At 66.2% G+C, this 22,918-nt stretch carries 15 protein-coding genes; 4 read left to right on the top strand and 11 right to left on the bottom strand.

All coding sequences use genetic code 11. From position 1 onward, the window contains the following. From KIH77_RS01335 to KIH77_RS01325, 3 genes are all read right to left on the bottom strand, one after another. Complete coding sequence (locus tag KIH77_RS01335) at nt 1-840, bottom strand: glutamate ABC transporter substrate-binding protein (RefSeq protein ID WP_219099283.1); 840 nt, start codon at nt 838-840, stop codon at nt 1-3. Nucleotides 841-889: 49 nt separating this feature from the next. Beyond that, nucleotides 890-1,660, bottom strand: coding sequence for an amino acid ABC transporter ATP-binding protein (locus tag KIH77_RS01330; protein WP_219099282.1), 771 nt, complete (start codon nt 1,658-1,660; stop codon nt 890-892). A gap of 103 nt (nt 1,661-1,763) precedes the next feature. Then, nucleotides 1,764-2,315, bottom strand: coding sequence for a YbaK/EbsC family protein (locus tag KIH77_RS01325; protein ID WP_219099281.1), 552 nt, complete (start codon nt 2,313-2,315; stop codon nt 1,764-1,766). Nucleotides 2,316-2,825: 510 nt separating this feature from the next. Here KIH77_RS01325 and KIH77_RS01320 point away from each other — a divergent pair. Next, nucleotides 2,826-4,427 carry an ATP-binding cassette domain-containing protein gene (locus tag KIH77_RS01320; RefSeq protein ID WP_219099280.1) on the top strand — a complete coding sequence of 534 codons (1,602 nt, stop codon included), beginning with the start codon at nt 2,826-2,828 and terminating at the stop codon, nt 4,425-4,427. 199 nt (nt 4,428-4,626) lie between these two features. Here the strand turns inward: KIH77_RS01320 and aspS are convergent, their stop codons facing one another. Further along, the gene (gene aspS / locus KIH77_RS01315; RefSeq protein WP_219099279.1) at nt 4,627-6,426 is read right to left on the bottom strand and encodes an aspartate--tRNA ligase; all 1,800 of its coding nucleotides are present in this window, start codon (nt 6,424-6,426) and stop codon (nt 4,627-4,629) included. Between the two features lie 82 nt (nt 6,427-6,508). Then, nucleotides 6,509-7,894: a histidine--tRNA ligase gene (gene hisS, locus KIH77_RS01310; RefSeq protein WP_219099278.1), complete on the bottom strand. Its 1,386-nt coding sequence runs from the start codon at nt 7,892-7,894 to the stop codon at nt 6,509-6,511. Between the two features lie 88 nt (nt 7,895-7,982). Here hisS and KIH77_RS01305 point away from each other — a divergent pair, with 88 nt between their 5' ends. Then, nucleotides 7,983-9,380 (top strand): DUF349 domain-containing protein, encoded by a 1,398-nt coding sequence (locus tag KIH77_RS01305; RefSeq protein WP_219099277.1) that lies wholly within the window; start codon nt 7,983-7,985, stop codon nt 9,378-9,380. Between the two features lie 320 nt (nt 9,381-9,700). On the opposite strand, the gene KIH77_RS01300 is transcribed toward KIH77_RS01305, so the two are convergent. From KIH77_RS01300 to KIH77_RS01290, 3 genes are all read right to left on the bottom strand, one after another. After that, the gene (locus tag KIH77_RS01300) at nt 9,701-12,031 is read right to left on the bottom strand and encodes a RelA/SpoT family protein (protein ID WP_219099276.1); all 2,331 of its coding nucleotides are present in this window, start codon (nt 12,029-12,031) and stop codon (nt 9,701-9,703) included. Between the two features lie 62 nt (nt 12,032-12,093). After that, on the bottom strand, nt 12,094-12,567 hold the full coding sequence (gene dut, locus KIH77_RS01295; RefSeq protein ID WP_219099275.1) for a dUTP diphosphatase: 474 nt from the start codon (nt 12,565-12,567) through the stop codon (nt 12,094-12,096). A gap of 1 nt (nt 12,568) precedes the next feature. Then, the gene (locus KIH77_RS01290; protein ID WP_219099274.1) at nt 12,569-12,865 is read right to left on the bottom strand and encodes a DUF4193 domain-containing protein; all 297 of its coding nucleotides are present in this window, start codon (nt 12,863-12,865) and stop codon (nt 12,569-12,571) included. A gap of 134 nt (nt 12,866-12,999) precedes the next feature. Between KIH77_RS01290 and sepH the strand changes: the two genes are divergently transcribed. Further along, nucleotides 13,000-14,025: a septation protein SepH gene (sepH, locus tag KIH77_RS01285; protein ID WP_219099273.1), complete on the top strand. Its 1,026-nt coding sequence runs from the start codon at nt 13,000-13,002 to the stop codon at nt 14,023-14,025. A gap of 45 nt (nt 14,026-14,070) precedes the next feature. Here sepH and KIH77_RS01280 read toward each other — a convergent pair whose 3' ends face one another. Continuing rightward, the gene (locus tag KIH77_RS01280; protein WP_219099272.1) at nt 14,071-15,291 is read right to left on the bottom strand and encodes an alkaline phosphatase family protein; all 1,221 of its coding nucleotides are present in this window, start codon (nt 15,289-15,291) and stop codon (nt 14,071-14,073) included. A 90-nt stretch (nt 15,292-15,381) separates the two neighbouring features. Here KIH77_RS01280 and KIH77_RS01275 point away from each other — a divergent pair, with 90 nt between their 5' ends. Next, complete coding sequence (locus KIH77_RS01275) at nt 15,382-18,039, top strand: DNA gyrase/topoisomerase IV subunit A (RefSeq protein ID WP_236024358.1); 2,658 nt, start codon at nt 15,382-15,384, stop codon at nt 18,037-18,039. 17 nt (nt 18,040-18,056) lie between these two features. On the opposite strand, the gene KIH77_RS01270 is transcribed toward KIH77_RS01275, so the two are convergent. Both KIH77_RS01270 and KIH77_RS01265 read right to left on the bottom strand, forming a co-directional pair. Next, complete coding sequence (locus KIH77_RS01270; RefSeq protein WP_219099271.1) at nt 18,057-22,751, bottom strand: ATP-dependent helicase; 4,695 nt, start codon at nt 22,749-22,751, stop codon at nt 18,057-18,059. Then, nucleotides 22,748-22,906, bottom strand: a complete 159-nt coding sequence (locus KIH77_RS01265) for a hypothetical protein (RefSeq protein WP_219099270.1) — start codon at nt 22,904-22,906, stop codon at nt 22,748-22,750. The genes KIH77_RS01270 and KIH77_RS01265 overlap by 4 nt, the downstream gene beginning before the upstream one ends. Nucleotides 22,907-22,918: the final 12 nt, after the last annotated feature.

Genomic DNA, 22,918 nt, shown 5'->3' with positions numbered 1-22,918 from the left:
TCACTCCCCCTCCGTGGGCTTCGGCGGGTTGTATTCCGCGTTCGGCTTGTATCCGGTGCCCTTGGTGTTGTCCTCGATGGCCCGCTGCCAGGAGCCGTCCTTGATCATGGACTCGATGGCGGCGTTGATCTTCTTCGCGAACGCCTTGTCGCCCTTCTTGATGCCGACGCCGTAGTATTCCTGCGTGAACGGCTTGCCCACGACCTTGAGCTTGCCTCGGGAGGCGGAGGCGAGGCCGGCGAGGATGATGTCGTCGGTGGTCACGGCGTCGACGATGCCGGAGAACAGCGCGGTGGCGCATTCGGCGTAGCCGGGCTGTTCCATGAGCTGCACCTCGTTGGCGAACTTCTCCTTGACGGTGGTGGCGGAGGTGGAGCCGGTGACGGAGCATAGGCGCTTGCCGTTGAGGTCCTCGGGGCCTTTGATGCTGGTGTCGTCGCGGCGGACGAGCAGGTCCTGGCCGGCGACGAAGTACGGTCCGGCGAACGACACGGCGTTCTTGCGGGCGTCGGTGATGGAGTACGTGGCGAGGATCATGTCGACGTCGCCGTTCTGCAGCATGGCCTCACGCTGTTTGGACGGCGCCTCCTTCCAGACGATCTCGTCCTCGGAGTATCCCAGCTGCTTGGCCACGTACTTGGCCACGTCCACGTCGAATCCCACGTAGGTGCCTGATTTCTTGAAGCCCAGGCCCGGCTGGTCGAATTTGATGCCGATGCGGATCTTGCCCGCCTCGTCGCCCGAGCCGCAGGCGGCGACGGAGCATATGCATGCCACGACGCAGACCACGGCGAGCAGTCTCTTCCACAGCCGTCGGACGGCCGTTGTCACTGTGTTCATAGTGCTGTCTCTTGTCTCTCGTTTCCTCGGTATCCTGCAACGATGAAAATCAGTGCGTGAGGATCTTGGAAAGGAAGTCCTTGGCGCGGTCGCTCTTCGGATGGTCGAAGAACTCGTCGGGCGAGGCCTCCTCCATGATCTGGCCGTCGGCCATGAAGACGATGCGGTCGGCGGCGCGGCGTGCGAAGCCCATCTCATGGGTGACGCAGATCATGGTCATGCCCTCGTGGGCGAGTTCGATCATGACGTCGAGCACCTCGTTGACCATTTCGGGATCGAGCGCGGAGGTCGGTTCGTCGAAGAGCATGACCTTGGGATGCATGGCGAGGGCGCGGGCGATGGCGACGCGCTGCTGCTGGCCGCCGGAGAGCTGGGCGGGCATCTTGGACGCCTGGGAGTCGACGCCCACGCGGGCGAGCAGCTCCATGGCCTGGTCCTCGGCCTCCTTCTTGGCCATGTGACGTACGCGGATGGGAGCCAGGGCCACGTTCTCGAGGATGGTCTTGTTGGCGAACAGGTTGAACGACTGGAACACCATGCCGACTTCGGCGCGCAGGCGGGCGAGCTCCTTGCCCTCCTGGGGCAGGGGCTTGCCGTCGATGCGGATGTCGCCGGAGTCGATGGTCTCCAGACGGTTGATGGTGCGGCACATCGTGGATTTGCCGGAGCCGGAGGGGCCGACGACGACGAGCACCTCGCCCTTGGCGACCTTGAGATTGATGTCCTTCAGAACGTGGAGGTCGCCGAAATGCTTCTCCACGTGGGTGAGTTCCACAAGTGGACGGGAGTCGTCCGTACGGTAAATTTTCTCTTCTGACATAAATGCAGTATAGCCCATACCCCGGTTTCAAACGTTTTACGAGCCTGCCGCATGGTATGGGGCATGGGCTTACGATGGCACGGACCCCGCGTCGACGACGACGTCAGTGACGGGGTTTGCCAAGTCCGTCGACGAGTTCGACGCCGGGGATGTCGGCGAACAGCGATCCGTCGACGACGAGTTTCGACGGACGGATGCCGGAGCCGAGATACAGCCTGGGAATGTCGAGGATGCGGCGGTCGACGAGCAGCGGCCATGCGGCCGGCAGCCCGATGGGCGACATGCCGCCCGATTCCATGCCCGTGGCCTCGACCGCGGCGGTGATGGGCGCGAAGGACACCTTGCTCACGCCGAGCGTGTGCTTGACGAGCCCGTTGAGGTCGGCGCGCGTGTCGGCGGTGACGAACGCGGCGGCGAACTGCGGCGGCGCCTTGCGCGTCTTGTGCGTGTGGACGACCACGACATTGCCGGTGATGTCGAACGAAATGCCGTACTTCGGGCACCACAGGTCGGTGTCGGACTCCTCGTCGGTGTTTTCGGTCACGCCGATGATCTTCGATTCGGGCACGCCTGCCGCGACCAACGCGTTCAACGCGTCGAACACCGGCTTGGCCAGCAGCCGTCCGTCATGCCAGTCCAATATCTCCAATGCCATGAGCTTCCCCCAGTTCACTTGTACGGCCCGATATGGGTCTCCCCCGGATTCCCGCCGCCCCGCAGGGACGGCCAATGCCACCCAGCATACCGGCGGATCGCTCCGCTCACGCCGTCGCTCCTATAGAAATCTCCTATAGTCCGCTACACCATTCCATGGCCCGTGGGATCCCTTCATGATTGAGGGGAGCTGCCGAACGCAGCGAGACTAAGGGGGAGTTGAAGAAGTCCGGCTCTGCAATCCTTCAAGAACTCCATGCATTCATGGTATAGTTGCTCCGTCAAGTCGGAGGGGCTCCCATATGCCAAGGGCCCTTAAGGGAAGGGAATCGACCCAGTTGCGTCTGTGAAGGATGACGGTAGTGCAGCGGAACCACGCGCCGAAGCGTGCCGCCGCGCGTCATCCATCGATGGCCGGCGTCCTCCCGGCCGCCGATGCCACGGGTTCCCTACCGTCATCGCATCGAGACATCCAGGACAACGGCACGCCCGAAACGAAAGGCGTGACCTCATGCAACCATCCATCCTCACCCTGTCCGGAATCACCTTCACCTATCCGGACGCGCCGGAACCGCTGTTCGACGACGTCTCCGCGTCGTTTCCGGCCGGATGGACGGCGGTCATCGGCGACAACGGCATCGGCAAGACCACGCTCATGTCGGTCGTGCGAGGCGCCGTCATCCCCGACGCCGGAACGATGGCCCCCGATCCACGACGGATGATCGTCGGACATTGTCCCCAGTCCATCGCCGTGCCGCCGCCGAATCTCGACGATTTCGCCGCCGACTGGTCGCCGGAGTCGATCGCCGTCCGAGACTCCCTCGACGTAGGCGACGACTGGACCTACCGATACGACGAGCTCTCCGGCGGCGAACGCAAGCGGCTGCAGATCGCCTGCGCGCTCGCCCGACGTCCCGACGTGCTGATCCTCGACGAACCGACGAACCATGTCGACGCGGCGACGCGGGACCGAATCATCACGGCGATGCACGGCTATCGGGGAATCGGCATCGTCATATCGCATGACGAATCGTTCATCGACGCGACCTGCGGCCGGTGCGTCGTGTTCGAGAGACGACATATCGGCACACGCAACGTGACCGTCGTCAACACCTATTCCGGCGGATGGACGCAGGCCGCCGACCTCATCGCCGCACGTGCCGCCGCCGACGAATCCTCGTTGGCGGCGGCACGGCGTGAGACGGCACGCCTGGAGGCGGTACGGACGCAACGGCTCGCCAAGGTGCGACAGGTGGAGGCGGAGAAACGTCACGGCGAACGCATCGACCGCAGGGACCATGACGCACGCAACAGGCGGCAGCTGGCGAAGATGACCGGACTCGACCGGGGCGTGACCCGCGCCTACGCGCAGCTTGACGGCCGGCTCGACGCCACACGACGCCGACGGGACGGACTGACGACCGCGGCGAAACGATACGATGGCGACATCTGGATGGCGATCGAACCGAGCCGCCGACGTGAGATGCTCAGGCTCGAAGCGGGCGTGATCCGGTTCGGGGAATCCGACACCGCCGACGGTCGGAAGGATGACGATTCACGGATCAGGGCGGTACTGTGCAGGACGGCATGTCGCGGGAACCATATCCTGCTGTCCCCACCCCCTGAAGGCGTCATGCCGGAGGGGCTCATGGTCCCGACGATCTCGCTGGGCCCGCGCGACCATGTCGCGGTGACGGGCCCGAACGGTTCCGGAAAGTCGACGCTGCTACGCGCCCTGGTCGCCCATGCCGCCGACGTGCCGAAACTGATTATCCCGCAGGATACGACCGACGCCGACGCGGACCAGGCCCTGACCCGTCTCGACGAATTGGACGATGACGACCGGTCCCGGGTGCTGGGAGCGTACGCACGGCTCAACGCCGACGCGGACCGGCTATTGTCGGGAGGCAGACCGTCTCCGGGCGAACTGCGCAAGCTGCTGCTGTGTCTGGCGTTGCCGGCACGACCGCAACTGATCGTCATGGACGAGCCGACGAACCATCTCGACCTGACGTCCAAGAAGGCGTTGGCCCGGCTGCTGACCTCATATCCGGGGGCGCTAATCGTCGTATCCCACGACGAACGATTCCTGGATGCGGTGATTCGTCCCTGAATCCTCCGGTCCGGCAAATCGCAAGTACGCAATCCAACGGAAAAGGGCGGAACCCACATAGGTTCCGCCCTTTCAATCGGGAAAATTCCCCCGATGAAGACCGATTGATGCGTGCGGCAGCAAGGAATGCAGACGAAGGCGTACAACAGTACGTCGAAGTCTGCAATGACGCCGCTGACGCTCCATCAATCGGTCTTCATCAGTCCTCGTCCTCTTCGGGGTCGTAGTCGACGCCGGTCTCGGCGCGCTGCTCGTCCGAAATCGGGGCGGGGGCGCCGGTGAGCGGGTCGCGGCCGCCGCCGGCCTTCGGGAAGGCGATGACGTCGCGGATGGAGTCGGCGCCGGCGAGGATGGACACGGTGCGGTCCCAGCCGAGGGCGATGCCGGCGTGGGGCGGGGCGCCGTACTTGAAGGCCTCGAGCAGGAAGCCGAACTTCTCGTCAGCCTCCTCCTTGGTGATGCCGAGCACGTCGAGCACGCGGTTCTGGATGTCGTCGCGGTGGATACGCACGGAACCGCCGCCCATCTCCTCGCCATTGCAGACGATGTCGTAGGAGTCGGACATGGCGTGCTCCGGGTCCTTGTCGAACTTGTCGAGCCAGTCGGCGGACGGCATGGTGAAGGGGTGGTGCATGGAGGTCCACTTGGAGTGGCCGACGGCGACGTCGTCGTCATCGGGATCGTCGGTGGGCTTGAACAGCGGGAAGTCGACGACCCAGGTGAAGGCGAACTGCTTGGGGTCGAGCAGACCCTGACGGCGTGCGATCTCGACGCGGACGGCACCGAGCAGCAGCTGCGAGGATTCGCGGGAGCCGGCGGCGAAGAACACGGCGTCGCCGGGTTCGGCGCCGACGGCCTCGCGCAGGCCGTTGCGCTCGTCGTCAGAGAGGTTCTTGGCGACGGGGCCCTTGAGGTTGCCGTCGGCGGTGAACTGCACGTAGGCGAGGCCCTTGGCGCCGCGCTGGCGGGCCCAGTCCTGCCAGGCGTCGAACTTGCGGCGCGGCAGGTCGGCAGCGCCCTTGTAGACGACGGCGCCGACGTACGGGGCCTGGAACACGCGGAACGGGGTGTCCTTGAAGTATTCGGTCAGTTCGACGATCTGGTTGCCGAAACGCAGGTCGGGCTTGTCGGAACCGTACTTGTCCATGGCGTCCTGCCAGCTGATGCGGTCAATCGGCAGCTTGATGTCGTAGCCGGCGGACTTCCAGATGGCGGCGATGACCTTCTCGGCCATGGCCATGACGTCCTCCTGGTCAACGTAGGCCATCTCCATGTCGAGCTGGGTGAACTCGGGCTGGCGGTCGGCGCGGAAGTCCTCGTCGCGGTAGCAGCGGGCGAGCTGGTAGTAGCGTTCGACGCCGGAGACCATGAGCAGCTGCTTCAGGAGCTGCGGGGACTGCGGCAGCGCGTACCAGGAGCCGGGCACGAGGCGGGCGGGCACGAGGAAGTCGCGGGCGCCTTCCGGCGTGGACTTGATGAAGGTCGGGGTCTCGACCTCGGTGAAGTCCATGTCCTCGAGGGCGTGGCGGGCGGCCTTGGCCATGTCGGAGCGCAGCTTGAGGTTGTGCTGCATGGAGGGGCGGCGCAGGTCGAGATAGCGGTACTTGAGGCGCACGTCCTCGCCGGGCAGCTTGTTCTCGGACTCGTTCTCAAGCGCGGTGGACACCTGGAAGGGCAGGGCGTCGGACTTGGCGAGGATCTCGATCTTCTCGGCCACGACCTCGATCTTGCCGGTGGCGAGATGGTCGTTCTCGTTGCCTTCCGGGCGCAGGCGGACCTCGCCGACGACCTGGATGACGAACTCGCTCCTCAGGGGGCGGGCCACCTCCTCGTCGTAGATGACGACCTGCACCAGGCCGGTGCTGTCGCGCAGGTCGATGAACGCGACGCCGCCGTGATCGCGGCGACGGTCCACCCAACCGGCGAGGGTGACCTTCTGGCCGACGAGGGCCTCGGTCACCTCGGTGGCGTGCTGTGTTCTGTAAGCCGTCTGGCTCATTGTGCCTCTATTCCTTCCATGGATTGAAATCTCACGTATTATATCGAATCGCCGACGTGGGGCGGTAACGGATTGTGAGCCGTCACTTTCCGCCGTACTCGACGGTCTGCTCGGCGACCTGCGCATCCGGCCGCCACGTCGAGGCGTCGGCCTTGGTCTGGTCGCCGGAGACGATGTTCTTCACCTCGTCGTCGGCGCCGTCCTGGCCGGGGAACCACACGTAGGGGATGCCCAGCTTGTCGGCGTATTTGATCTGCTTGCCGAGCTTGGCCGCGGTGGGGGCCACGTCGGCGGCGATGCCGCGGGAGCGCAGGGACTCGGCGATGCGGTTGGCCTGGCTGCGTTCGTCCTCGTTCCACACGGCCACGAGCACGGCGGCCGGCGACTGGCGGCTTGCCTTGGCGCCCGCGGTGTGCAGCATGTAGGAGACGAGACGGGACAGGCCGATGGACAGGCCCACGCCCGGGTACTTCTTCTTGCCCTGGGTGGCGAGGTTGTCGTAGCGTCCTCCGGAGCAGATGGAGCCGAGCGATGCCGCGCCATCGAGGAACGTCTCGTAGACGGAGCCGGTGTAGTAGTCGAGTCCGCGGGCGATCTTGAGGTCGGCCACGACGGCGCCCGGACGGATGCGGGCGGCCTCGTCGACGATCATCGCGAGCGTGGCGAGCCCCTCGTTCGCCAGCTGGTAGGCCTCGGAGGACTCTTCGATGCCGTGCCTGGCGCACAGTTCGCGGAAGCGCTCCCCCAGCTCCTCGCCGGTGGCCGCGCTCAGGCCGGCGAGCTCGAGGCACGCCGCAGCCTGGGATTCGCTGGCGCCGCATTCGCTGACGAGCAGCTTGGCCACCTCGTCGGCGCCGATCTTGTCGAGCTTGTCGATCTCGCGCAGCACGCCCTCGATGTCGGTGAGGCCGAGACCGCGGTAGAAGCCTTCGGAAAGCTTACGGTTGTTGGCGTGGACGGTCGCCTTGGGCAGGCCGAACTCGCGCAGGGCCTCGAGCGCGGAGACCATGACGAGCGGCAGCTCCACCTCATAATGGGACGGCAGATCGCCGTTGCCGACCACGTCGATGTCGGCCTGGATGAACTCGCGGAAACGACCCTCCTGCGGACGCTCGCCGCGCCAGACCTTCTGGATCTGCCAGCGCTTGAACGGGAACACGACGTCTCCGGAGTGCTCGACGACGTACCGGCTCAGCGGCACGGTAAGGTCGAAATGCAGACCGAGACGGTCCTCGATGGGCGTGTCGTTCTCCTTGCCGACCTCCTGCAGACGGGACAGCAGGTAGATCTCCTTGCTGGTCTCGCCCTTCTTCAGGAGGCTGGAGCCCTGTTCCACCGCCCTCGTCTCGATGCCGAGGAACCCGTTGAGTTCGAAAATCCTGCGGAGCGTGTCGATAGCCTGCTGTTCGACGACCCGTTCTTCGGGAAGCCACTCCGGGAAACCTGATAATGATGCACCTTTTGCCACGAGTCCATATAATAGGTCTAGTTGTGGAAAAACCGTGGCTTTCATGGTTCTTCCCATCTCTCTCACGCAAGAACACAAGGAGCTGGCCATGTCGGACGAGACTGCAACCACACCCGAGAACGTATCCGCAGCAGCAGCTAAGGCCGCTGCACGACCCAAGGCGACGCCGAAACCGCACGCGCCGTCACCGGCGGCCTTCGCCAGGAAGGCCCCCAAGGTCACGGTGGTGAAGAGCACCTATTCCGACGAGGACATCGCCAAGGCCGAGGCCTTCGGGCGCGTCGCCGACGACGGTACCGTGTTCGTCAAGGACGGCGACGCCGAACGCGAGGTCGGCCAGTTCGCCGACGCCGACAAGTCCGAGGCGCTCAAGCTGTACGCGACGCGCTTCCTCGACCTCAAGGCGAAGCTGGACTTCCTGGCGACGCGTCTGAAGTCCGCGGGCATCAAGCCCCACGAGATCGACGAGTCGCTGAAGCTGCTGGAGCAGGAGGTCGACAATCCGCCGGTCGTGGGCGACGTCGCCTCGCTCAAGACGCAGTTCGAGGAGCTCAAGGCCGCGGGCGCCGCCAAGAAGGAGGAGCTGGCCGCCGCCCGCAAGGCCGCCGTGGCCAAGGCCGTCGAGGAGCGCACCGCCATCGTGGAGAAGGCCGAGGCGCTGGCCGCCTCGCTGGGCGACAAGACGAACTGGCGTTCCACCGCCGACAAGTTCCGTGCGCTGTTCGACGAGTGGCAGACGCATCAGCGCACCAGCGTGCGCATCGACAAGACGCAGGCCGACGCGCTGTGGAAGCGGTTCTCCGCCGCCCGCACCACGTTCAACCAGTCCCGCCGCAAGTGGGCGCAGAACCGTGACGCCGAGCGCGCACAGGCCAAGCGCGCCAAGGAGGCCATCATCGAGGAGGCCAACGCCATCAAGGATTCGACCGAGTGGGTGGCCACCTCGCGCAAGTTCAACGAGCTGATGGACCGCTGGAAGAAGGCCGGCCGCGCCGGACGCAACGACGACGACGCCCTGTGGGGTCGTTTCCGCGAGGCCGCCGACACGTTCTTCAACGCCCGTCAGGCCGACCGCGACCAGATCAGCTCCGACGAGAAGGAGAACCTCGCCAAGAAGGAGGAGCTGCTCAAGAAGGCCGAGGCCCTGTTGCCCGTCAAGGACGTGAAGGCCGCCAAGGCCGCCCGTCAGGCCCTGAGCAAGATCCAGGACGAGTGGGACGAGATCGGCTTCGTGCCGCGCGGCGACGTGCACCGCATCGAAAGCCGTCTGGACGACGTGGAGAAGCAGATCAAGGCCGTCGAGGACGCCGAGTGGACGAAGTCCGATCCGGAGACCGACGCCCGCAAGTCCAGCTTCGAGGAGCAGCTCACCGCCCAGCTCGCCGAGCTTGATGAGAAGATCGCCGCCGAAGGCGACCCGAAGAAGAAGGCCGCGCTCGAGGCCGAGAAGGCCACCAAGGAGCAGTGGCTCAACGCGGTGAAGTGATTTTCCTCCCGCGGATATCCCAAAGGGGCCGGCGCACGATGTAAACCGTGCGCCGGCCCCTTTGCCTTGTTGCCGTGGTCTCAACAATACTGCGGAGCATTCTCCCCCATCGGGCGCTCCCCTGTCATTCTGGGTGAGTACCCCTGTTATTCTGGGTGAGCACCCCCTGTCATCCTGAGCGAACGCCCCTGTTTGTCATCCTGAGCGAGCGGAGCGAGTCGAAGGATCTCGGCACGAATCCAAGACGCGGACAAGATCCTTCGACTTCGTCCTCACGGACTCCGCTCAGGATGACAAAGTGGATTCGGTATATCCTCGCATCACATGTGCCGCAGCTTGGGTTCGGCGCTGTCCTTGGCACCGGTGATGCGGTAGCAGTCGAACACGCCGTCGATCTTGCGCACGGCGGCCAGCAGCGTGGTCAGATGCTGCGGGTCGGCCATCTCGAAGACGAACTGGCTCGTGGCCACGCGGTCGTCGCCGGTGGCGATGGAGCCGGAGATGATGTTCACGCCGTGGTCGGAGAGCATCCTCGTGACGTCCGACAACAGGTGCGGACGGTCGAGCGCCTCCACCTGGATCTTCACGAGGAACGTGCCGTTCGCGTTGGTCCATGAGACGTCGACGATGCGGTCGGGCTGGTGCTTCTTGAGGTCGATGAGGTTCTGGCAGTCGGCGCGATGCACCGATACGCCCTGCGCGCGGGTGATGAAGCCGATGATGGCGTCGCCGGGCACCGGCATGCAGCATTTGGCGAGCTTGACCCAGATGTTGTCCACGCCCTTGACGGAGACGCCGGGGGCGGCGTCCACGTTGCGCACGCGCTGCAGCGGCAGCGCCTCCTGCTCCACCTCGTCGTCGACCTCGGCGGGGCCGACGTCCTTGACCAGACGGGAGATGACGTTCTGCGTGGAGACCTGACCCTCGCCGATGGCGGCGAACACGGCGTTCGGGTCCGGGTAGTTGAGCTCCTCGGCCACGCCAATCAGCGCCTCGGGGGTCAGCAGCGTGGAGATGGGCATGTTGCGCTTGCGCATGGCGCGCGTCAGCTCCTCGCGCCCCTCCTCGATGGCCTCGCTGCGGCGCTCCTTGCTGAACCACTGGCGGATCTTGTTGCGCGCCTTGGGGCTTTTCACGAAGCTGAGCCAGTCGCGCGAGGGGCCGGCGGTGTCGGACTTCGAGGTGAGGATCTCGACGGTGTCGCCGTTGTCGAGCTTGGTGTCGAGCGGCACGAGCCGGCCGTTGACGCGGGCGCCCATGGTGCGGTGGCCGACCTCGGTGTGCACGGCGTAGGCGAAGTCGACGGGCGTGGCGGCCGCGGGCAGCGACACGATCTTGCCCTTCGGCGTGAACACGTACACCTCGGCCGAGCCGAGGTCCTGCTTGAGGGAGCCGAGGAACTCGTTGGAGTCGGGCGTCTCGCTGGTCCAGTCGGCCAGCTGCTGGATCCACTTGAGGTTGTCGGCCTCGGAAAGCTCTCGGTATTCGCCGTCCTGCTCGCGCTGACGGTCCGCCTTGTCGGGCGATGACAGCGCACGCCCCGCCTGACCGTTCTCCTTGTACTTCCAGTGGGCCGCGATGCCGAATTCGGCGCGACGATGCATGTCCCACGTACGAATCTGAATCTCCACGGGCTTGCCACCGGGGCCGACCACCGTGGTGTGCAGCGACTGGTACATGTTGAGCTTCGGCATGGCGATGTAGTCCTTGAACCTGCCGGGCACCGGGTTCCATCGCGCGTGCACGGCGCCGAGCGCGGCATAGCAGTCGCGAATCGAGTCGACGATGATGCGCACGCCCACCAGATCGTAGATGTTCTCGAAATCGTGCCCGCGCACGATCATCTTCTGATAGATGCTGAAGTAGTCCTTCGGCCGGCCGGTCACGTAGGCCTTGACGCCCTGCTTCCTGAGGTCGGCGTTGACCTCTTCGAGAATCTGCTTGAGATACACCTCGCGCTGGCCGGCGCGACGGGCCACGAGCACCACGATCTCGTTGTAGATCTTCGGATAGAGCACTTTGAAGCTCAGCTCCTCGAGCTCGGTCTTGATGGCGTTCATGCCGAGCCTGTTCGCCAACGGGGCGTAGACGTCGAGGGTCTCTCGGGCCTTGCGCTGGGCGCTGGAGGTCTTCACGTACCGCCACGTGCGGGCGTTGTGCACGCGGTCGGCGAGCTTGACGACGAGCACTCGCACGTCGCGGCTCATGGCCACGACCATCTTGCGGATGGTCTCGGCCTGGGCCGAGTCGCCGTAGTCCATCTTGGAGAGCTTGGTGACGCCGTCGACGAGTCCCGCCACGGTGTCGCCGAACTCCTTGCGGCACTGGTCGAGCGTGTAGTCGGTGTCCTCCACGGTGTCGTGCAGGAGCCCGGCCGCCACGACCAGCGGCCCCATGCCCAGATCGGCGAGGATCTGCGCCACCGCAAGAGGATGGATGATGTACGGCTCGCCGGACTTGCGCCGCTGCGGCGCATGCTGCACGACCGCACGGTCGTAGGCGCGCTGGAGTATCGACAGGTCCTCGCCGGGATGATGCAGCTCGCACATCTGCCATATCGGCAGCAACGGGTTCAGCGGATCCGTGCTGATCTCGCATCCGAGCTCGTGTGCGGAGACGTCCTTCGGCTTGTCAGTGGTATGCACGCCCATGCTTCGCTTTCCTCTCCCTACCCCATTGGTGCTGCCTATTGTAGACGTTGTAGACGCCCCGTTCAGGATTCGACGCCGGTGGAGCCGAATCCCCGTTCCGCCCTGTCGGAGCCGGGCAACCGTTCTGCCTCGACGAACCGCGCCTCGACGTATCGCTGAATCACCAGCTGGGCGATGCGGTCCCCCGGCTCGAAGACGACGTCGTGCTCCGGGTCGAGGTTGATGAGCGGCACCTTGATCTCGCCGCGGTATCCGGCGTCTATCGTGCCCGGCGCGTTGAGCACGGTCACGCCCCGTTTGACGGCGAGTCCGGACCGTGGATGCACCAGACCCACATATCCACTGGGCAATGCGATGGCCAGGCCCGTGGGGACCAACGCACGCTGGAACGGCCTGAGCTCCACGCGCTCGGTGGTCACGAGGTCCGCCCCCGCGTCGCCGGCATGCGCATAGCACAGCCTCACCGGGGAACCGTCCAGCGACCGGACCAGGACCTCGACGTTCTCCGGCCCATCATATGCTTCGTCGTATGCCATGTCAGCCGGCGCACTCCTCGCAGACGGGGTCGCCATCGGCGGTGGTGTACGCGAGCTGGCTGCGGTGCTTGACGAGGAAGCACTCGGAGCAGACGAATTCGTCGCCCTGCATGGGAATGACGGTGACGGAGGAGTCCTCATTGCTCAGATCGGCGCCGGGCAGCTCGTAGTCCTCGGCGATGGCGTTCTCATCGTCGTCGATGTCTCCCGCCTGATTCTGCCGTGAGTTCTTTCCCAGGGCCTCGATGGACTCCTCGTCCTCGTCCTTGCTCCTGGGGGAATCGTAATCCTGTGCCATGTGAGAACCTCTTTTCCCGAAAAATGGTGTCGTGTTCTGCGCCATAGGATACACGATTTCAAATACCCGCAAAATTCGACACGTGGGGCACAATAGAAGTAATTGATAATTTTTTCGGAAGTCGGGTGCCACATATGTCGAACGAAACGCTCAAAGCAGCGCATTTCGAGAAGGTCAACGAACGCGGCGATCTGGTGTTCTCCCTCGAGGGGCGGCAGTTCGCCGTGCACGTCGACGACCGGCTTGAGCAGGGCATTCTCGCCAGCAAGCAGATCAAAGAGGAGAACGAGGGCAAGCCCAATCCGCAGGCGAGCGCCACGATTCCCATCTCGACGATCCAGTCCATGATCCGCGCCGGTCATACGACCGGGGAGATCGCCGGCGAATACGGGCTGAGCGAGGCGCTCGTGCGCCGGTTCGCGCAACCCATCGAGACGGAGAAGCGGTATGCGGTCAACCAGTTCTTCTCGTCTCCCATGCCTGGCGCCCCGCGGAACCGCAAGGTGTCCGACGTCATCGGGACGTCGTTGCGGGCGGCGCACGTCTCCATGGATTCGGTGACGTGGCAGGCCACGCGCAACAAGCGGGAGCCGTGGCACATCCATGCCACCTTCGAGGCGGCCGGACGCACCATCAAGGCGGAGTGGTCGTGGGACATGCGCGACAATTCCGTCACGCCCATGAACTCCACGGCGCGCAAGCTGCTGAAGTCATCGGATTTCGACCCCGCCTCCGGACAGAATACGCTTGACGACCGGTTCGGCCCGTTCCCCGTTCAGGAGGGTTCGCCGACGCACACCAATGATGTCCATATAGTGGAATCCCGGGGTTCCGATGCGGCCGCACGGGACTCCTCGACCCCCACGGTGCCGCTGCCGGGACGCAAGGAGGCGGCCTCGCCCCGCCCCAAACCCGACCTGCCTCCCCATCCCGCGGACCGGAACGCCGGCAAGGCCGACGGCGCGGATGATTGGCTGTACGGCAAGACGCCGAAGGAACCGAAGGAGCCGAAGCCCCGGACCGACGCGGCAGGCGACGTCAAGCCGCTGGTCCCGGACGACGACGAGGACGGCAGGGATGAATCGGACGGGGGTCGGCAGAAGCGCAGGTCCCGTCGTTCGGCGGTGCCCAGCTGGGACGAGATCCTGTTCGGGGAATGACCCGGAGGCCCACCCCGGGATGGCGGCGCCACGACGCCGGCGTGGCTAGGCGACGTCGATGAGGAAGGGGATGTCCATCTCAACGCTCGTCTGCGATCCATGAACCGATGGCAGCCGGGTGGCCTTGTCGCTCTGGATGCGGGAGTCGACGATGGTGACACGGTCGGCCGCGCTGACCAGTACGTCGCCGAGCATGGGCCGTACGCGGTCGGCGACCGGTCCGTAGACGCCGTCGGCGATGGCCTGATCGCGGGTGCGCACGAGGGCGCGTTCCCCCAAGCGGTCGCGCCAGCGCCGTGTTATGGATTCCGGGTCCTCCCCCGGGGCCGCATACAGCATGACGGCGCGGGGCTCGCCGCCCACGGCGGCCACGCCCCGGGCCAGGTCCGGTTCGGCGGCGATGTCGATGCGCTGCGCCGGGTCGGTGGCGATCATGCCGTGGTCGGCGACGATGACGATCAGCGTCCCTCTGGGCGCGTTGCGCCGGAGCATGTTCAGCTGGGCGTCGATGCGTTCGAAGGCGCCGATCCACTTGTCGGAGTTCCATCCGTAGTTATGGCCGGTCTTGTCCGCGTCGCGGATGTACAGGTAGGTCAGTCCGGGTGTGCGCGCCGCCGCGCAGGCGGCCATGACCCGGTCCTTGGGATGGACGTTGGGGATGTAGTCGGCGCCGCGGAACGCCGCCCTCGTCAATGGCGACGAGGCGAATTTCGGCAGTCCCGAGGATGTCACACGCACCTGTTCGGCGGTCAGACGCTCGAATATCGTCGGCTGGGTCTGCAGACGCTCCGGCTCCATGGCCTCCTTGAACTGGATGAGCTGGCAGATCTGGCCGGTCTCCGGATTCAGCTGCGTGTATCCGGTCATGGCGGTGAGCCCGGGGCAGGTCCCCGTGCCGAACGTGCTCATCGCGGCGACCGTGGTGCTCGGATAGCAGGTGGCGATGGGATGGGCGTTGGCGGAGTCGCCCATCAGGGAACGCAGGTACCGCGCATGGCCGCGGCGCATGGCGAGGTTCCAGAACCCCAGTCCGTCGATGAGCACGACGATGGCGCTGGATGCGTCCGGAAGCCCAAGCTCGTCGCGGGTCCGGTCCGGATCGGGGTGCAGGGGGGTCGGCATGGGATGCCCGATGGCGGACGACACGGCGGGGAGCACCGCGGAAAGATGACGGCTTCCCCCTCGGAAACGGTCGTCCGTCGAATCGTAACGCACCGTCGGCTGCAAACGCAGCAGTTCGGCTGAATCGGGCACTTCCACACTCATACGCTCCATTGAACCACCTGTGCCGGTCAATGCGCAGACCGGGTGGTCGTAATATAGATAGTCGATTCACCCATGTAAGGAGTTCACGCGTTGGCCACCAAGCATAGAACCAAGCCTTCCTTCGACCCGCGCACGGTCAAGGAGAACATCGTCGATACGCCGCTGAACGAGGAGATGAGCAAATCGTTCCTCGAATACGCGTACTCGGTGATCTACGCGCGCGCCCTGCCCGATGCCCGCGACGGCCTCAAGCCGGTGCAACGGCGCATCATCTACCAGATGGGCGAGATGAACCTGACCCCCGACCGCGCGTACATGAAGTCGGCCCGCGTGGTCGGCGAGGTGATGGGCAAGCTGCACCCGCATGGCGATTCGGCGATCTACGAGGCCATGGTGCGCCTGGCACAGCCGTTCGCCATGCGTCTGCCGCTGGTGGACGGCCACGGCAACTTCGGCTCGCTCGACGACGGCCCGGCCGCGTCACGATACACCGAGGCGCGTCTGGCGCCGGCGGCGCTGGGCATGAACGCGGACATCGATGAGGAGACGGTGGGCTTCCGCCCGAACTACGACAACAAGCTCGAGGAGCCGGAGGTGCTGCCGTCGGCCATCCCGAACCTGCTGGTCAACGGCTCATCCGGCATCGCGGTGGGCATGGCCACGAACATGATCACGCACAACCTCGGCGAGGTGGTCGCCGCCGCGAAGCATCTCATGGCGCATCCCGACGCACCGGTCGAGGAGCTCATGCGGTACGTGCCCGGACCCGACCTGCCGGGCGGCGGCATCATCATCGGCCGCGACGGCATCCGCGACGCCTATCGGACGGGCCGCGGCTCGTTCGTCACGCGTTCGGTGACGCACATCGAGAACATCACGGCCCGTAAGAAGGGCATCGTGGTCACGCAGCTGCCGTTCATGGTCGGCCCCGAAAAGGTGCTGGAACGCATCTCCGAGGGCGTGAAGAACAAGAAGATCGAGGGCGTGACCGGCGCCATCGACCTGACCGACCGCCATAACGGCACGCGCATCGTCATCGAGGTCAAGACGGGGTTCAACCCGGAGGCGGTGCTCGCCCAGCTGTTCCGTCATACGCCGCTGCAGGACTCGTTCACCATCAACAACGTGGCGCTGGTGGACGGCAGGCCTCATACGATGGGCCTGCGCGAGCTGCTTCAGGTGTGGATAGACCATCGTCGCGGCGTGGTCCGCAGGCGAAGCGAATTCCGTCGCCGCAAGGCGCAGGAGCGCCTGCATCTGGTCGAGGGCCTGCTGTTGGCGCTCATCGACATCGACGAGGTCATCCAGGTGATCCGCAGCTCCGAGGATGCGGACACGGCGAAGACGCGGCTCATGGCCGTGTTCGACCTCGACGAGATCCAATCCCAGTACATCCTTGACCTGCGGCTGCGCAGGCTGACGAAGATGAGCCGCATCGAGTTGGAGTCGGAGCGCGACGACCTGCGGCGCCGCATCGACGAGCTCACCGAGATCCTGGGCTCCGAGTCGAGGCTCGACCGTGTGGTGACCGACGAGATGGACGAGGCCGTGGCCAAATGGGGAGACCCCCGCCGCACCGTGCTGCTCGACGCCGACGAGGACGGGAACCTGTCCGCGGTGCGCAGCATCGCCGACGGCAGCGGCCATGCGGAGGCGTCCGAGGACTCCGCGGCCATCCGCGCGGTCTCCGGCATCGCCCAGGCGGCGGCATCGGCCGGCGCCGCGAAATCCTCCGCCGCATCGGTCGCCAAGCCGGTCGGCATGCCGCTGACCATCGCCGACGAGCCATGCGTGGTCATGCTCAGCGCCTCCGGTCTGATCGCCCGCGCGCCGGCCGGCGTCATCGACGCATACGAGTCGCGGTCGGCGTCGACGCCTCGCGCGAAGGACGACCAGATCGTCTCCATCTTCACCACCACGACCACATCCGACTATGGCCTGGTAACGTCCGCCGGCCGCTTCGTTTTGGCGCATGTGGCCGACCTGCCGGCGTTGCCGGCGTCGGCGTCGTTCGGCGTATCCGGCGGGGTGAAGGCGGACGAACTGCTGACGGCGACGGAAAGCACGGACCCGGTCGACGGCGAACATACGATAGCGGCCGTGGCCCTTGACGACGAACGCCCCCTGGCAATCGGCACGCGCGGAGGCGTCGTCAAACGATGGAATCGCGAATCGCCGACCACGATGGATTCATGGTCGGTCATCGACCTCAAGGACGGCGACGTCGCCCTGGCCGCCCAGCCGGCCGGCGACGAGGACCGTCTGGTGTTCGTCTCCACCGACTCCTCCCTGCTGACCTTCGAGGGGGCCAAGGTGCGGGCCCAGGGCAGGAACTCCGCCGGCATGGCCGGCATACGTCTCGCCGAGGGATGCCACGTGGCCGCGTTCGCCGCCGTTCCCGCCGGCAAGGTGGCGTGGACGACCGAGGAGAACGACGAGGGTCTGGCGTCGCAGTCGGGCGCCGTGGTACTCACCGTCGCGGGCGACTCCGATGCTCTGGAAGGCACGGAGAACGGCGCCGCCAAGGTGACGCCGCTCGAGATGTACCCGACCAAGGGGCGAGGCACCGGCGGCGTGCGCTCCCAGCGGTTCCTCAAGGGTCAGAACACGCTGATTCTCGCGCATGTGGGTCCGTGGCCGCTGTTCGCGGCGACGTCCTCAGGCTCCCCCGTGGAGCTGCCCCACGTGGATATGCGGCGCGACGCCTCCGGCGTGGAGATCGCCTCCCCCATCGCCGCAGTGGCCTGAGTTCCCGCAACCATTCGTCAGGGATACAGTTTCATGCCCCGCGGCGCGGGCGTGAAGCCCGCCGCACGCATCCACGCCTGCATCGGGGTGCGTGCGGTGAGCGGCACGCCGTTGACGTCGGAGAAGAACACCGTGGTCACGTATCTGCGGCGCAGCGCATACGCCAGCTCCCCCAAGGCACGCCTTATCATCCGTTCGTGGCCGCCGTCGACCGGGGCCAGCACGGTGAGATGATGACTGCGCGGCGCGGCGTACAGCACGGCAGCCCCATCGACGATGACGGTCAACGCGCCTTCCCGCCGTGTGGGATGGGACGCCGGGCGCACCTCCACGGGCTGCGGGTCCTGCCCCGGCACCGGCCAAGGCATGGCGGCGCCGTACAGGTTGGCGGGATCGAGCGCATCCAACGCCACCACGCTCTCCGGCCGCTGTTCCGCGCGGCGCCGCAGCTCATCCACGGTGTCCTTCCTCGCGAACTGCGCCGCGCCGAATCCTTCTACGAACATGCCACGAACCAGAACGCCGTTCTCCTCCATGACCTTCAGCATGGGATACAGTGCGGAGAACCCACCGACGATGCCTGCCATCTCCACCAGGGGCGGCGCGATGATGCCATACCGGTCGAGCAGCATGTCCGCGAGCGCCACGGCGTGTCTCTCCGCGGTGGATGCGTCGGTGTCGCGGCCCGCGTCCGCGATGGCGGCCACGCTCGACCATAGTCCGCCGAATTCGGTGTATGACGGCTCATCGGACGGTTGCGGGCGCCGTCCCATGCCGAAACCGGCATGCCGTCTCCGTCGTCTCGTCGACGACATCCGTCCCGCCCCGGACGGGGACGCCCCAATCATCGTCCGTATGGGAGCGAATGTGCTGCTGGTGATGACGCCCTGCCATATCAGTCTTCGCATGTGGTTCTCGAATTGCGACGCCCCCTCGTCTCCGGCCAGCTGGCGCGCCTGGAACGCGCCGCCGCCGCGCATCCGTTCGAGGATGGGATCGGACTCCGCCTCCCCCGCAGACCCTAGTGTCTCCGTCCGCGTCTGCGGCACGGGCATGACGGCCGATTCGGCGACATACCATGCGATGGCGCCGACCGGCCGGATTCCCTTCCCCGGCCGCGAACCCACCCATGCCACGTCCGCCGAGGCGAGCAGCTCGTCAAGCATCTGCGGCCGATAGCCGCGCACCCGTGCGGGGAACACGGCGGCCTCCCACATCGCCGCCGGCAACGGCAGGCCCTCCAGCTGCTCGATGACGCGCAGCACGCCGTCCGCCCCGTCGTAGTGTTCCCCGCCCACGGGTCCCACGCCCTGCAATGCGGGGACCATGCCCTGGTATATCCGCGCGTCCACCGGCCGCACGGCGGCCCGCGCCTTGGCCAATGAGCGTGTGCGGATGATGCGGAACACGTCCGGATGCAGGTACTGCCGCTCCCCCGCGGCATCCCCGTGCACCGCTTTGTCGGCGAGGAACGTCCCGGGGACCAGACGCCTCTCCTCGGCGAGGTCGCGCAGTTCCGCACGGGTCTGGCCGAGGTGGAGGCCGAACCGTCCGGCGATGTCCCGGGCGAGGAACGGCCCATGCGTGCGCGCGTATCGAAGGATCAGGTCGTCCGGGTCCTCGTCCAGCCGGCGACGGTCGTCGGGTATGGCCCAGTACCGGTGCTCCCCGATGGGCATCGGCACGGCCCGTCCCGCGTCGTGCAGTGATTCCAGCATGGCGGCCACCTGCTGGGTGGAAGCCATGCCGCCGACGCCGTTGCCAGCGCCGTCGGCGTCGAGTCGCTGCGCGATCTCCTCCATGGTCAGGGGCCCAAGCGTACGCAGCAGGTCGGCCACGCCTTCCACGCCGTGTTTGCGCCGACCGTCGGACAGGCATTGCAGCCGTCGTTCGGCGTCCGCGATCACGTCCGGGTCCAGCACCTGCGACAGGTCCCCGTCGCTTCCGAGCAACTCGGCGAGCACGTCGGCGTCCATGGACAGCATGGCCGCGCTGCGTTCTGCCTGCGGCACGTCGTACTGGTACATGTTCGCGCCGGTGTAGCCGAACAGCAGTGTCTGCGCGAACGGCGACGGCGTGGCCGTGGTCACGTCCGTGATGTCGATGCGCCGGTCGTGCAACGCGTCCATCAGCGAGCGCAGGGCGGGCATGTCGTAGACATCCTGCAGGCATTCGCGCGCCGCCTCGAGCATGAGGGGGAAGTTCTTCAGCCCGCTGGCCGCGGCTTGCAGCTGGGCCGCGCGCAGCCGCTGCTGCCATAGGGGGACGCGTCGTCCGGGGTTCATGCGTGGCATGAACAGCGACCGTGCCGCGCATTCGCGGAACCGTGCGGCGAACAGCGCGGTGCCGGATATCTCCCGGCGTACGGTGTTCTCCAGTTCGTCCGGGTCGAAGACGAACAGGTCGGTGCCGGGCATGATCTGGCCGGTGTCGGGCAGGCGCAGCACGATGCCGTCGTCGTCGGCCATGGTCTGGCCTTCGTAGCCGTATCGGTCGCGTAGCCGTGCGTTGATGCCCATGGCCCAGGGTTCGTGGACGCGTCGTCCGTATGGCGAGTGCAGGAGTATCCGCCAGTCGCCGTCCTCGTCCTGGCAGCGTTCGATGACCAGTGTGCGGTCGTCGGGCACGATGGCGGTGGCGGCCTGTTGCTCGTGGAGCAGCCGTGCGAGGTTGTCGACGGCGTTGCGGTCGAGCCCGTCGTCGACGAGTCGGCCGCATGTCGGCCCGTCGAATCGTGTACCGTCCAGTCCGGAGTGCAGTTGGCGGGTCACGGCGCCCAGACGCCGGCCGAATTCGGCGTCTCGCCCGTCGCCGTCGCCGTGCCAGAACGGCAGTCGTGCGGTTCTTCCGGGGGCGGGCAGCACGATGACCCGGTCGCGGGTGATCTGTCGTATCTGCCATGTGGAGGTGCCGAGCGTGATGACGTCGCCGACGCGGGATTCGTAGACCATTTCCTCGTCGAGTTCGCCGACGCGTTTGGGCCCGTTCTTGGCGAGTTCGTCGGGCAGGACGACGCTGTAGGTGCCGCGGTCGGGGATGGTGCCGCCGGAGGTGACGGCGAGCCGTTGCGCGCCGGGCCGGGCGGTGACGACGCCGGTCTTGCGGTCCCAGAGGAGTATGGGACGGAATGCGGAGAACGCCTCGGTGGAGTATGCGCCGGATAACATGCCCAATACCGCGTCGAACATCGTGCGCGGCAGGTCGGTGAAGGGTGCGCTGCGCCGTACGGTGCGATACCAGTCATCGGCGTCGAGCGGGGTCATGGCGGCCGCGGCCACGGTCTGCTGCGCGAGGACGTCGAGCGGGTTGGCGGGGACGGCGAACGCTTCGATGTCGCCGGATCGCATGGCCTCCACGGCGGCCGTGGTGTCGAGGATCTGCCGGCGGGTCAGCGGATGGAAGCGTGCGTGGGAGACGCCGCCCACCCGATGGTCGGCGCGTCCGATGCGCTGCAGTCCGCTGGCGACGGAGAACGGCGGCGATATCTGGATGACGAGGTCCACGCTGCCCATGTCGATGCCGAGTTCGAGGCTGCTGGTGGCGACCACGCAGCGCAGGCGTCCCGCCTTGAGGTCGGATTCGACCTGTTTGCGCCGGTCCTTGGATACGGAGCCGTGGTGGGCCATGGCGATGGTGTCGTCGGGGTCGTGGTCGTTGACGAGCATGGTCGAGGAGCCGACGACGGCCGCGTAGTGTTGCCCGGAGCCGTATGCCACCGTCTGGGGCCCATGCCGTCGCTGTGCGTAGAGGTCGTTGAGCCGCGCGGTGAGTTTTTCGCATAGTCCGCGCGAGTTGACGAAGACGAGCGTGGTGTGGTGGTCGAGCACCGCGTCGAGCACGCTGCGTTCGACCATGGGCCATATAGATCCGGTTTTCCGCTCATCGTCCTCGTCGGTGGCGGAGGAGGCGAGGTCGTGCATGTCCCGGACCGGTTCGATGATCTTGAGTTCATATCGTGGCGTCTGCACGGGATCGATGATGGCGACGGGCCTGGCGCCGCCAAGGAACCGTGCCGCCTCTGCGGCGGGTCGTACGGTGGCGGAGAGTCCGATGCGCTGCGCCGGCCGTTCGGTGAGCCGTTCGAGCCGTTCGAGGCTGACGGCGAGGTGGGCGCCACGTTTGGTCCCGGCGATGGCGTGCACCTCGTCGACGACGACGGTGTCGACGGTGGTGAGGATGCGCCGCGCCTTGGAGGTGAGCATGAGGTACAGCGATTCGGGCGTGGTGACGAGGATATCCGGCGGATGGGAGGCGATACGGCGTCGTTCCTGCGGCGTGGAGTCGCCGCTGCGCATGGCCACGCCGATGTTCGGGCGTCGGCCGCCGTCGTGTTCGATCTCGTCGGCGATGCCCTCCAATGGCGCGGTGAGGTTTCTCGCCACGTCCGCGCCCAGCGCCTTCAGCGGCGAGATGTACAGCACGCGTACGCCGGGGCGACGCACGTCTTGTTCGGTTCCGGCGGCAGATGCGGCGTCGTCGGCCATGCGTTCCCGTATCATCCGGTCGATGGCGTAGAGGAACGCCGACAGGGTCTTGCCCGAGCCGGTGGGCGCGATGACGAGCACGTTGTCGCCAGAGCGGATGGCCGGCCATGCCCTGCGTTGCGCCTCGGTGGGTTCGCCGAACGTGGCCGTGAACCATCGTCGCGTCTGTTCGGCGAATGGCGCCATCGCCTCGTCCGTCGCCCTGTCCGCGGCCCTGTCGTTGGTCATTGGTGACGCTGGTAGGCGATGACGATGAGGCAGACCACGACGACGATCCCGGTCAGCAGTCGTATCCACACCGAGTTCGGCAGCCAGTTCTGCCATTGCGCCACGACGAGGGCGATGATTACCAGCAGGCTGATGGCTATGGGGCGTGTGTTCATATGATTCAACCT

This window comes from Bifidobacterium pluvialisilvae, assembly GCF_019331695.1.
In the GTDB taxonomy this organism is placed as follows: Bacteria; Actinomycetota; Actinomycetes; order Actinomycetales; family Bifidobacteriaceae; genus Galliscardovia; species Galliscardovia pluvialisilvae.
Note: the sequence above shows the minus strand (reverse complement) of the source record. Positions and strands in the feature narration are given on the sequence as shown.